The sequence below is a fragment of the Salinisphaera sp. LB1 genome, assembly GCF_003177035.1.
Lineage (GTDB): Bacteria > Pseudomonadota > Gammaproteobacteria > Nevskiales > Salinisphaeraceae > Salinisphaera.
In genome coordinates, this window is the sequence record NZ_CP029488.1 from 1,306,866 (window position 1) to 1,318,574 (window position 11,709).

Here is an 11,709-nt window from a genome sequence, read left to right on the forward strand (position 1 = left end):
AAACCCGTCGCTTTGCGGCGCGAATGACCCACGTTATGACTTCGTTCAATACGCTGGCCGACGCGCTCGACGCCGCGGCCGAAACCGACGGCGAGATCGGCTTCATAGACGGCGCCAACGACGAGCGCCGCCTGAGTTATCGCCTGCTCAAGCGCGCCGCCCTGCGCATGCTGGCCGTGCTACAGGCCGAAGGCGCGGCGCCGGGCGAGCCGATCATTCTGTACATCGCCGACAACCTGCGCTTCGTGCAGTTCTATTGGGCGGCGATCTACGGCGGGCTGATCCCGGTGCCGGTGGCCGCCGGGGCGACCGATGCGCATCTGGCCAAGCTGGCCAAGGTCTGGGCGCACATGGACGAGCCGCGCGTAGTCACCGACGCGCGGCACATGGAGCGCATTCTCGGCTATTTCGAAAACAACGGCGCAGCCGCCGCCGGCGAACGCCTGGCCGAAACGGCGTTGTCGGACGAGCCGCCGGCGGTCGAGCAGGCCGCCGAGCAGGCCACCCTGGCGGCCAACGACACGGCTTTCATCCAGTTCTCCTCGGGCTCGACCGGCGATCCCAAGGGTGTGGTGCTGACCCATGCCAACGTACTGGCCAACATCGCGGCCATCACCGAAGGCTCGGCATTCGGCGCGCACGAAATCGCCCTCTCCTGGATGCCGCTGACCCACGACATGGGCCTGATCGGGTTCCATCTGACGTTGCTTTGCCACGCCTTCAATCATCACCTGATGGCGACCGATCTGTTCGCCCGGCGCCCACTGCTGTGGCTGGACAAGGCGGCCGAGAAGAAAGCCACGCTGTTGTGTTCGCCGAACTTCGGCTATCGCCACACACTGCGCGCGATCAGCGCCAAGGGCTTGCCGGATATCGATCTGTCGCATGTCCGCCTGATCTACAACGGCGCCGAACCGATCGCCGCGCCGCTGGCACGTGAATTTCTGGAAACACTCGCGCCGACCGGCCTGTCGCCCGACGTCATGTTCTGTGTCTACGGGCTGGCCGAGGCCAGCCTGGCGGCGACCTTCCCGCCGGCCGGCGCCGGCCTGTCCACGGTCAGGGTCGCGCGCGGCGAGCTGGGCATCGGCGACACCGTGCGCTTCGACGATTCCGACAACGCCATCGAACTGGTGAATCTCGGTACCCCGGTCGTCGGCGCGGATCTGCGCATCGCCGATGCCGACGGCCGAGCGCTGGGCGCGGACACGGTCGGCCGGGTCTGGATCGCCGGGCCCAACGTTACCGCCGGCTATTACGCCAACGACGCGGCCAATGCGGCGGCACGGGTCGGCGACGGCTGGCTGGATACGGGCGATCTCGGCTTCGTGCATGCGGGCGACCTGTACATCACCGGGCGCGCCAAGGACATCATCTTCATCAACGGCGCCAACCATTATCCCCAGGATCTGGAAGCCATCGCCCAGGCCGCCGACGGCGTGGAGCTGAACAAGGTCGCCGCGGCCGGCGTGCGCGCGCCCGGCGCGGACGCCGACGAACTGGTGTTTTTCGTGGTCTTTCGCGGCCATACCGAGGATTTCGTGCCCATCGCGCGCGCGGTCGCGCAGCGCGTGAATCACGGCACCGGCCTGGCGGTGGATCACGTGATCCCGGTGCGCCAGATCCCCAAGACCACCAGCGGCAAGCTGCAACGCGCCACCCTCGCCCGCGATTATGCCGAGGGCGGCTTCGACGATGTCGTCGCCGAGCTGGATGCGTTGATGGCAACCCGCGATACGTCTGCCGACGCGCCGGCTGGCGCCGGCCTCGCGGACGAACTCAAGGCCATCTGTGATGAAGTCGCCCCGGACAAGCAAATCGGCCCCGGCGACGACCTGTTCGAGATCGGACTCTCCTCGCTGGAGCTGGCCCAGATCCACGAAGGCATCGAGGCGCGCTGGCCGGATACCATCGAAATCAACGACTTGTTTGACTATCCGACGATCAACGATCTGGCCGCCTTTCTGGCGCGTGAAACCGCGGCCTGAGGCACACCCGTGCACCTTCAGCCGATCTGCGCCCGCCAGGCTTCGCGGAACGTCTCGGCGCGATCAGCAGACCAGCTCGGCTCGTACACCACGCTTGGCTGCCAGTCGATGACCGCATCGGCCAGCCGGATTTCGTCGTGTGGATCGATCGCCATACGCGCCAGCGCGGCCGCTCCCATCGGCGTCGCGTGGGCATGCGGATACACTTCGAGCGGCTTCTGGGTGAGGTCCGCCACCGCCTGCATGAGCCGTTGCGACTGGGTGAGCCCGCCATCGACCCGTAACCGCTCGATGGGTTGGCCTGCGTCGGTGCCGATAAGATCGGTCAGCTCGGCAACCTGTGCCGCGATCCCTTCCAATACCGCCAGCACCAGATGGCACGGCCAGGTGGCGAGGTTCATGCCCGTGAACCGGGCGCGCGCCTCGGGCCGCCACCAGGGCGCGGCCAGGCCGGCGAAGGCCGGCACGCAGAACGCCCCCTGTGAGGTTTCGGCCGCGACTTGGTCCAGGTCCGCGGCCCTGCCGATCCAGCCCAGTTCCGCCAGCCAGCGAACGGCCGAAGCCGCGGTATAGACCTGACCGTCCACGCAGTACTGGTTGCGATCGCGCAGGCGCCAGGCGGCCGATGTCGTGAGGCCGCTCGTCGACCGCGTCGGCGTCTCACCGATATTGGCCAGAACAAAGGCTCCGGTGCCGAACGTGCATTTGGCCTCGCCCGGCGCCAGGCAGTTCTCGCCGACGAGCGCGGCCTGCTGGTCCACCACCAGGCCGCCGACCGGCACGGATTGTCCGAAGGCATCGGTCATGCCCACGATTTCGTCGCAGGCCACGATTTCCGGCAGGCGCTCGTCGGCCAACCCGAACCAGTCAAGCAGTTCGCGATCCCAAGCCAGATCGTCCAGACCGCAGATCGCCGACCGGCTGGCCGTGGTGACATCGGTGACGAACGCGCCCGTCAACTGATGGATCAGCCAGCTGTCGGAGGTCGTGACCACGCCCTGGCGGGTCACGTGTCGCCGCAGCCAGGCCATCTTGGGCGCCGAGAAATAGGGATCGAGCACCAGCCCAGTTTTCTCGGCCAGCGGCTTGGCGTGAGCAGCCAGCTCGCCGCAGATGCCCTCGGCGCGTCGATCCTGCCAGACAATCATCTTCGATAGCGGCGCACCGGTGTCGGGGTCCCAGGCCAGAACCGTCTCGCCCTGGTTGGCGAGGGTGACGATATCCACGTCGACACCGGCCTCGGACAGGGCGGCCCGGCCGGCCGCCAGCACCGAATCCAGCAAGGCCTTCGGATCCTGCTCCACCACGCCGCCGGCAAGATAGTCGGGCGTGACCGGCTGTTCGGCCACCCCGCAGATCCGGCCGTCGTCGTCGACCACGAGCGCCTTGGTGCCGGAAGTGCCCTGATCGATGGCGAGAACGCGCGTCATCCCCGGGCTCCGGCCTTGGCGGCATCGGCCTCCAGCTCGGCGTCTACGGAATGCATGTCCGGCATGGCCAGGCCAGCCGTGCCGCCACGGCTCGCCAGCAGCCAACCGAGATACACCGCCCCGATGGCCACCATGATCGCGACATACACCCAGGAGCTCAAAAAGGAGATGTCACGGAAGATCAGCAGTTCGAAGATCAGCCAGATCGAGGCCAGTACGATCACCGGCACCTCGAAAGGCCCGAGCGTGAATCCCTTGCTGGGCGGCAGATCGCGGCGCTTGACGATATACAGCAGCACGGTAGCGGCATAGATCACCGACGGCAGCAGCGTGGCCGCCGAGAACAACGCGAACAGCGCATCGGTCTGGAACGCAAAGATCGCCAACAGCAGTTCGCCGAGCACGAACACCAGCCCGGTGGCCGCCAGCGGCGTGCCGAAACGCGGCGAGATGCGCGACCACAAGGCATGTCCCGGGAACCGGGCGTCGCGCGACATGGCCCAGACGAGGCGCACGCCGGTCATGAGAATCACCATGCCACAGGCAAAGATGGCGACCACCACCATGATCAGCAACGCGGTGCCCACGACCGGGCCGAGCACACGCGCGATCACGTCAGCTATCGGCGTAGCCGACTGGGCCAGGGCCACCGGGTCACCCGCCAGCAGCGTGACCGCGATCAGGAACGCGAAGCCAAGCACGCCCGAGGCGATCACGGCCTGGGCCATGGCACGCGGCACCACGCGCGCCGGCTGCTCCGTCTCCTCCGCCAGATTGGCGGCCGACTCGAAACCCACGATGGTGAACGAGCCGAGCAGCGTGCCCATCATCCAAGGGCCGACGTGGAGCAGACTGCCGAAGCTGAAATAACCTTCGTGGCTGATCGATCCGGTCGATACCAGATTGGAAAAATCCAGCCCGCGCATGATCGCACCCACCGCCAGCAGCAGAACCACCAGCAAAAGCATGCCGACCAGTTCGGCGGTCACCGCGACGTTGTTCACCCGTTCGGTCCAGCGGGTCGAGAACGCCACCAGCAGCGCCTGACCGGCCAGCACGACTGCGGTGACCCACCAAGCGTTGCCCGGCGTGCCGGTGTAGTTCAACAGCACCGGCAGAACGGTGGAGGCGATGGTGTAGTCGACCGCGACCACCACAATCGCCAGGAAGGTGAACGAGATCCAGCCCATGATCCAGCCGAGCACCGGGTTGGCCAGGCGCGACACCCATTGATAGGAATAGCCGGTCACCGGGATGCGCGCGGCCAGCGAGCCGAACAAGAGCGCCACCATGAGCTGGCCCACCACCGCGACCGGCCAGGTCCAGATGCCGGCCGGCCCGGAGGACTGGAGCACTGCCCCGTAGGTGGTGAAGATGCCGGTGGCAATGGAAACGAAGGCGAAGGCAACCGCGAACGAAGCGAAGGATCGCGTACCGCGTCGCATGGCCTGGGTATAACCGAATTCGGCGACATCGGCGCCCGGTCCGGCAGAACCTCTCGAAACTCTCTGATCGGTCATGGTTGCCCCCTGGCAATTTAGATAATGAAAACGCCCTCGCTACGGCGGACTCTCGAAACCGATTTCGAGAGCCGGCGCGCGTAGAAAAGCCGGATCACCGAGCGGTATGCGGATGCGCCGCTCGGGCAAGAATGCCCCCGAGGCCCACCACAACGGGCGGGTGCCATCGGAGACCGTCAGTGTGCCGCGGACCGGTTCGGTCACCCGCAGCTGCAGCTCGGCCAGCCCGGGGCGCGCGCTGCGCACCAAGCGTTGCGGCACGCAGTACTTCACGGGCGGCGCCACGCGCACGGGTACGAACTCCTCGGCCGCCGGCAAGCCGTAGTCCAGATCGGCGGCGATGAAGCCGGCCACGGCGCGCCCTTCGCGCCAGGACCAGCCGGCGGTTTCGATCGGCCGCAGGACATTGCCGGCGGCGTAGTAGGCCGGATCGCTGCAGCGCCCGTATTGATCGACCACCGGCCCCGAGCTCGCAGCGTCCACCGCCAGATGCGGCGCCAGTCGTGCGAGGCTCGATTCGCTGGTAAAGTGGCCGGTCAACAGCACGCCGTCGCAGGCAAGCGTAGAGATCGTACCGTCGGGCCCGGCGAGCTGGACGCCTTCAACGCGCTCGCGGCCTTCGATGCCGGCGAGTGTTGTATTCAAGTGCACGGGAATACCGCACAAGCGCGGGAACAAGGTGAGAGGCCACCGCGCGGTCGGACGCGGGTTGCGCTCGATCACCGCGACCGGGCGAATGCCGGCCCGCCGGCAGCTCATGACCGCCGACAAACTCACCAGCTCGGTCCCGACGATCACCGGCGCCTCGAACGGCTTGAAATGTTCGAGATACAGCGCCGATTGCAGGGTCGCGGTATTGATCACGCCCACCGGGCGATCGCCGGAGATCAGCCGGGCCGAGCGCGGCGTCTCGCGCGCGCCGGTGGTCAGCAGCACGCGCCGGGCGGCTACGCGCAGCGCGCCATCGGGCGTGGCCAGATCGAGTCCGCCGCCGGGATGCAGGGCGACCACCGTGTGCCGCGTACGGATATCCACCCCGGCGGCTTCGGCCGCAGCGACGTTGCGTCGGGCATAGCGCGGCCCGGTCATCAGCCGGCCGTATTCGCGCACGCCGTAGGGCGGGTGCGCGCAGTGGCGCGAAATGCCGCCGGCTTCGGGCTCGCGTTCGAACACGAGTACCCGGTTCACGCCCGCATGGCGCAATGCCGTGGCCGCGGCCAGACCGGCCGGGCCGGCACCGATCACCACCACGTCGCAATCGAGTTCAGTGATCATGCGCCGCTCCCGTCGACAACGGGGTCGCCAGCGCATCGCCGGCGATCTGGGCCACGTGGGCGCCGCAGTAGAAACCCTGGCAGCGCCCCATGCAGGCTCGCGTACGCCGCTTGAGGCCGCCGATATCGCCCGGCGGCAGGGGCGAAGCCAGCGCGGCCTCAATCTCGCGCCGGGTCACCAACTCGCAGTGGCAGACGATCTCGCCGTAACCGGCGGTCTGCCAGTCGCGCGGTCGATGCTCGGCGATGTTCGGCACCGCTGGCACCACAGGCGATGCCAGCGGGCTGTGTTCGACGTGCTCGCGGTAGAGCGCGTAGGCGTGGGCGGCAATGCCGAGCGCGGCGGTCAGCCCGGTCGAGCGGACGCCGCCGAGCGTGAGCCAGTGGCGCGCCGGCTCGTGACGGATCCGATACTCCTTGTCTTCGGTCGCCGGACGCAGCCCGGCATAGACCGCGGTTACCGGCATGTCGGCTAGCGCCGGCAGGCGTTCGGCACCGGCCGCGATCAGCGCCTCGAGAGTGTCGCGATCGACCCGGGCATGCTCGCGATCGTCCTGTTCCTCGGCGGTCGGGCCGACCAGTAAGTTGCCGTAGGCCGTGCGGGTGACCACCACGCCCTTGGTGCGCGGCTGAGGCACGGGCAGCAGGATATGATCCACCAGCGCCGCCGCGGCCTTGTCGAAGACCACGAACTGGCCCTTGCGCGGTCGGATCTGCATATGTGCCTCGCCCAGCAGGCTTTGTTCGACCAAGTCGCCGTACAGCCCAGCACAGTTGATGACTTGAGCCGCGGCGATCCGGCCGCGGCTGGTATCAAGCTGCCAGGCCAAGCCGTCGAACGCGCCGCTCGTGACCTCGCAGTCGCGCCGCACCTCGGCGCCGTTGGCCATAGCCTGGGTGAGATACGCCAACGGGGCCGACCACGGATCGATTACATGCTCGTCGGGCACCAGCACGCCGCCGCGCACCGCCGGATTGAGCTGCGCCTCATGCGCCAGCACTTCGGCGCGATCGATGCGCCGCACGTTGTCCACGCCGTTGGCATGCGCCCGCGCCACGATGGCATCGAGCTCAGCTTCGTCGTGCTCGCTCCACGCCGCCACGATGGCGCCGGTGGCCAGCAACGGCAGGTTCAAGGACTCGTGGATCGCGCGGTATTCGGCATAGCCCGCCTGCATGCAGGCCAGCTCCAGACTGCCCTCGGGCGCGTCGAAACCGGTATGCAGGATTGCGCTGTTGCCCTTGCTGGCGCCGGCGAGGATGTCGTGCGCTTTTTCGAGCAGGACAACGCGGGCGCCTTCGAGCGTGAAGCGCCGGGCAACCGCGCACCCGACCACACCGCCGCCGATCACGGCGACATCGTATATACCTTCGCTGCGCTCTCCCCGGGATTCCACGATCACTCGTCAACCAATGTGGCTCTTATGACCGTTATTTCACAATTCGGTCACCAAGTAAATATAAAAACCACAAAAAGTCCAGGTGCGCTTGCACAATCATGCTCTGCACCGGAAGCAGACACGAAGCGGTCGCCTGCCACATGTAACGCATGAGGCGGGCGGTTCGTTTCAAATCAGTGCAATACGGCAAGATCGCCGAATGGCGACGCCCGGGCGAGCGGGCTTGGGCTACACCGTGCCAGCGATGTAGAGCGCCACGCCGGCTTCATCGAGCACATCGCGCAGCTCGGCGTCGGGCTCGGCATCGACCACAAGCCGGTCGATGCGTGCCAAGGGGATCACCTTGAACAACGCCCGCCGGCCCAGCTTGCTGGCATCGGCCAGCACGGTGACGGTATCGGCCTGGGCGATCATCGCGCGCGCCACGTCAGCTTCGGCGAGCGAGAAATCCATCACGCCGCCCGCATCCAGCGCTCCGGCCGTGATCACCACGTGCGCCGCATTGAACCGGGCGATCTGATCCTGAGCAAAGGTACCGACCGCCTCCTGGGCGTCCGGCTCGTATTCGCCGCCAATGAGGAACACCCGATTCTCCGACTCGCCCAGCGCCTGGGCGATCCGCACGCAGTTGGTGATGACGGTCAGTCCGCGCTGGCCGGCCAGAGCACGCGCGAACAGCAGCGTGGTGGTGCCGGTATCGACGAACAGGCTGTCACCGGCCGCGAACAGCGCCGCGGCGGTCTCGGCCACCGCCGTCTTCGCATCGACCTGTTCGTACATCCGGGTCGCGAACGCGTTCTCGTAGGCCGGGTTGTCCGGTATGGCGGCACCGCCGTGGAATTTCTCGACCAGGCCTTCGCTGGCGAGCCCCGCGAGATCGCGCCGGATCGTCTCCAGTGACGCGCCGGTCTGCTCCGCCAGCCAGGCCACGGTGACCCGGCGCTTCAGGCGCAGCCATTCGAGTATGCGCTGGCGTCGATCGAGAGCGTTCATCCGGGGCCGGGCCGATCCATGGAGTTCAAGCGCGCAGTGTAGCCCGAGTGTCGAAGAAGACGGGCAACGCCCCGATCAGCGCGACGCACACCGTGCGTCCGCCTCGGCGGTGAGCGCATCAAGGCGCTCGCCCAGCTCGGTGGCGGCGGCGTCCGGCGTGTCGCCGCGCTTGCAGGCCAGCGGCTCGCCGATGATCATGACCACTCGCGCGAAGGGCTTGGGGATGATCATCCGGTCCCACGAGCCGAGCTGCCAGTAGCGATCGGCGGCAAAGCTCACCGGCAGCATCGGCGCCCGCGTCATCTGTGCCAGCATTGCGGTTCCGGGCTTGGCCCGGCACGCCGGCCCATGCGGGCCATCGGCGGCGATGACCGGCGATACGCCCGACTTGAGGGTGGCATACATGTCGCGGAACGCGCGCGCTCCGGTCCGGTTCGCCGACCCCCGCAGGACGGTCGCGCCCAGGCCGCCAACCACGGCAGCGACCAGTTCGCCGTCGCGCGAGGGCGAGACCAGAAAACCCGGCGCCAGACCGCGTGATCGCGCGGCCAGAAGCCAGCCGGCACAATACGGCAGCCGCTGATGCCAGCAGCACAACAAGGCCGCGCGCTGGTTTTCGATCAGCGCGTCCAGGTGATGCACGCCCTGCACACCGGCGCTGCGACAGGTGGCCAGCAGGGCCCGTGCGAGCAGCCGCAGCAGCGGCGCCGCAAGCGCGACCCGCAGGCGCTGGCGCCACGACAACGGCGTGCGGCCGGTTTTCTGCTGGTGGTGGCGTGATTCACTCATGGGCGGGGGCGGGCTAAACGCCGGGCCTCGTGTTGCAAGGCGCGGATGTGGGTAAACTGGCCGCGCACGTAATTCAGGGCGATGATCGTCCGGCGGCATGCCGCCCGGATTTTCGCCACACAGCCTAACCGATCGCCCGGTGCCACAGCCGGCGCGATCGGCCCCAACGAACGCCGCGATGTCCGCAATCGAGAAACTCTACGGCCGCGCGCCCGCGCTGCTGACCGATCTCTACCAGCTGACCATGGCCTATGCGCACTGGTTCAACGGCACCGGTCAGCGCGAGGCGGTCTATCATCTGTTCTATCGCCAGGCGCCGTTCGACAACGGCTTCGCGCTGGCCTGCGGTATTGAAACCGCCATCGATTACATCTGTGCCCTGCGCTTCACTGAGGAGGATATCGCCTACCTCGGCACGCTCAAGGACAACGCCGGCGAACCCTTGTTCGATGACGGCTTCCTCGATTATCTGCGGGATTTCCGTTTCACCGGCCGGGTGGATGCCGTCCCCGAAGGCACGGCGGTGTTCCCGCATCAACCGATGCTGCGCGTGACCGGGCCGATTCTCCAGGCCCAGCTGCTCGAGACGGCGCTGCTCAATCTGATGAATTTCCCCACCCTGGTCGCCACCAAGGCCGCGCGCATCGCCCACGCCGCCGAAGGCGACAGCGTGCTGGACTTCGGTCTGCGCAAGGCCCAGGGCATCGACGGCGGCGTCTCGGCCGCGCGGGCGGCCTACATCGGCGGCTGCGCCGGCACCTCCAACGTACTCGCCGGGCAGCTGTTCGGCATTCCGGTATCGGGCACCCACGCGCATGGCTGGGTGATGGCCTTCGATCACGAAATCGATGCCTTCGATGCCTATGCGCGCGCCCTGCCCAACAACTGCGTATTTCTGGTCGATACCTACAACTCGCTGGAAGGCATCGAAAACGCCATCCGCGCGGGCAATAAACTGCGCGAACACGGCTACGAAATGGCCGGCATCCGCCTGGATTCAGGCGATCTGGCGCACCTGGCCAAGCGCGCCCGGCGCCGGCTGGATGCCGCCGGCTTTCCCGATGCCCGGATCGCGGCCAGCTCGAGCCTGGACGAACGCGCGATCGCCGACCTGAAGTCGCGCGGCGCACCGATCGCGCTGTGGGGCATCGGCACCCGCCTGACCACCGCCCAACCGGACGCCGCACTCGACGGTGTGTACAAGCTTGCCGCCATCCGCGAGGATTCCGGGCGCTGGTCATATCGCATGAAGATGAGCGACACCCCGGGCAAGCTGACGCGCCCCGGCGTGCAGCAGGTGCGTCGTTTCACCGACGCCGACGGCAAACCGATCGCCGACCTGCTCTACGACGAGGCGTCGTGGTCGACCGCCTGGGCCGGTGGCGTAGCAGAATACGAGCACCGCTTCGACGCCGACGCGCCGCATATCGAATTGCTGCAGCCGGTCATCGAGGGCGGCACCCGGGTGGACACCTCGCCCGAGCTGGGCGCGATCCGCGAATACGCCAAGGCCCAGTTCGCCTACTTCGCCGAGCGGCCGAATTACCTGGCGCTGATCGATCATTATCTGGACGAGTCGACCGACGCCCTGCGCGATTGGCTCGCCCAGCGTCATAATGACGGGCGACAATCGGAGGGTTCGTCATGACCGATACGTTATTGCTGGTCGATATCCAGAACGATTTCCTGCCGGGCGGGGCGCTCGCCGTAGCCGACGGCGATGCCGTGGTGCCGGTCGCCAACCGCCTGATGCCGCGGTTCTCCACAGTGGTGGCCAGCCAGGACTGGCATCCGGCGGATCATCTGTCGTTCGCCGAACAGCACGCCGGCTTCAAACCGTTCCAGGTCACCGAAGTCGACGGCCTGGAACAGATTCTCTGGCCTGCACATTGCGTGCAGGGCAGCCCCGGCGCGAGTTTCGCCTCGGCGCTGAACGTCGCACACATCGACCATGTCGTGCGCAAGGGCGAAAACCGCCGCATCGACAGCTATTCGGCCTTTTACGACAACGATCACCGGCAGCAAACCGATCTGGCGGACGTATTGCGCCGTCTGGGCACGGATCGATTGTTCGTGATGGGTCTGGCGGCCGATGTCTGCGTGAAGTTCACGGTAATGGACGCACTGGCCGAGGGTTTTCCGGTGACGCTGATCGTCGACGGCACGCGCGGCGTGGACATGCACGAAGGCGACACACAAGCGGCTATCCAGGCCATGCGCGCGGCCGGTGCCGAATGCGTGGACAGCGCCGTCCTGGGGGCGCACGGTTAGCCGATGCCGCACCAGTCGTGGCGTCGCGGCCCGGCCGGTTTTAT

9 protein-coding genes are annotated in these 11,709 nt (G+C 67.3%); 3 read left to right on the forward strand and 6 right to left on the reverse strand.

All coding sequences use genetic code 11. From position 1 onward, the window contains the following. Positions 1–35 precede the first annotated feature (35 nt). Entirely contained in the window at positions 36–1,988 is a 1,953-nt protein-coding gene (locus SALB1_RS05915; protein ID WP_158590642.1) for an AMP-binding protein, read from the forward strand. Positions 1,989–2,005: 17 nt separating this feature from the next. On the opposite strand, the gene SALB1_RS05920 is transcribed toward SALB1_RS05915, so the two are convergent. From SALB1_RS05920 to SALB1_RS05945, 6 genes are all read right to left on the reverse strand, one after another. After that, positions 2,006–3,418: an FGGY family carbohydrate kinase gene (locus SALB1_RS05920; RefSeq protein ID WP_109993026.1), complete on the reverse strand. Its 1,413-nt coding sequence runs from the start codon at positions 3,416–3,418 to the stop codon at positions 2,006–2,008. Continuing rightward, positions 3,415–4,938 carry an amino acid permease gene (locus SALB1_RS05925; protein WP_109993027.1) on the reverse strand — a complete coding sequence of 508 codons (1,524 nt, stop codon included), beginning with the start codon at positions 4,936–4,938 and terminating at the stop codon, positions 3,415–3,417. The genes SALB1_RS05920 and SALB1_RS05925 overlap by 4 nt, the downstream gene beginning before the upstream one ends. Positions 4,939–4,977: 39 nt before the next feature. After that, entirely contained in the window at positions 4,978–6,213 is a 1,236-nt protein-coding gene (locus SALB1_RS05930; RefSeq protein WP_109993028.1) for an NAD(P)/FAD-dependent oxidoreductase, read from the reverse strand. After that, positions 6,203–7,609 (reverse strand): NAD(P)/FAD-dependent oxidoreductase, encoded by a 1,407-nt coding sequence (locus SALB1_RS05935; protein WP_199678708.1) that lies wholly within the window; start codon positions 7,607–7,609, stop codon positions 6,203–6,205. Before SALB1_RS05935 ends, SALB1_RS05930 begins: the two co-directional genes overlap by 11 nt. Positions 7,610–7,840: 231 nt before the next feature. Then, on the reverse strand, positions 7,841–8,605 hold the full coding sequence (locus SALB1_RS05940) for a DeoR/GlpR family DNA-binding transcription regulator (RefSeq protein WP_109993029.1): 765 nt from the start codon (positions 8,603–8,605) through the stop codon (positions 7,841–7,843). Positions 8,606–8,680: 75 nt separating this feature from the next. Beyond that, positions 8,681–9,394 (reverse strand): lysophospholipid acyltransferase family protein, encoded by a 714-nt coding sequence (locus SALB1_RS05945; RefSeq protein WP_158590643.1) that lies wholly within the window; start codon positions 9,392–9,394, stop codon positions 8,681–8,683. A 178-nt stretch (positions 9,395–9,572) separates the two neighbouring features. On the opposite strand from SALB1_RS05945, the gene SALB1_RS05950 reads away from it, so the two are divergent. Both SALB1_RS05950 and pncA read left to right on the forward strand, forming a co-directional pair. Continuing rightward, the gene (locus SALB1_RS05950) at positions 9,573–11,042 is read left to right on the forward strand and encodes a nicotinate phosphoribosyltransferase (RefSeq protein ID WP_109993031.1); all 1,470 of its coding nucleotides are present in this window, start codon (positions 9,573–9,575) and stop codon (positions 11,040–11,042) included. Beyond that, positions 11,039–11,665: a bifunctional nicotinamidase/pyrazinamidase gene (gene pncA, locus SALB1_RS05955; protein ID WP_109993032.1), complete on the forward strand. Its 627-nt coding sequence runs from the start codon at positions 11,039–11,041 to the stop codon at positions 11,663–11,665. Before SALB1_RS05950 ends, pncA begins: the two co-directional genes overlap by 4 nt. Positions 11,666–11,709: the final 44 nt, after the last annotated feature.

Coding starts and splice junctions, on each gene's coding strand:
- SALB1_RS05915 (WP_158590642.1), top strand. CDS start 36: ATGACTTCGTTCAATACGCTGGCCGACGCGCTCGACGCCGCGGCCGAA.
- SALB1_RS05920 (WP_109993026.1), bottom strand. CDS start 3,418: ATGACGCGCGTTCTCGCCATCGATCAGGGCACTTCCGGCACCAAGGCG.
- SALB1_RS05925 (WP_109993027.1), bottom strand. CDS start 4,938: ATGACCGATCAGAGAGTTTCGAGAGGTTCTGCCGGACCGGGCGCCGAT.
- SALB1_RS05930 (WP_109993028.1), bottom strand. CDS start 6,213: ATGATCACTGAACTCGATTGCGACGTGGTGGTGATCGGTGCCGGCCCG.
- SALB1_RS05940 (WP_109993029.1), bottom strand. CDS start 8,605: ATGAACGCTCTCGATCGACGCCAGCGCATACTCGAATGGCTGCGCCTG.
- SALB1_RS05945 (WP_158590643.1), bottom strand. CDS start 9,394: ATGAGTGAATCACGCCACCACCAGCAGAAAACCGGCCGCACGCCGTTG.
- SALB1_RS05950 (WP_109993031.1), top strand. CDS start 9,573: ATGTCCGCAATCGAGAAACTCTACGGCCGCGCGCCCGCGCTGCTGACC.
- pncA (WP_109993032.1), top strand. CDS start 11,039: ATGACCGATACGTTATTGCTGGTCGATATCCAGAACGATTTCCTGCCG.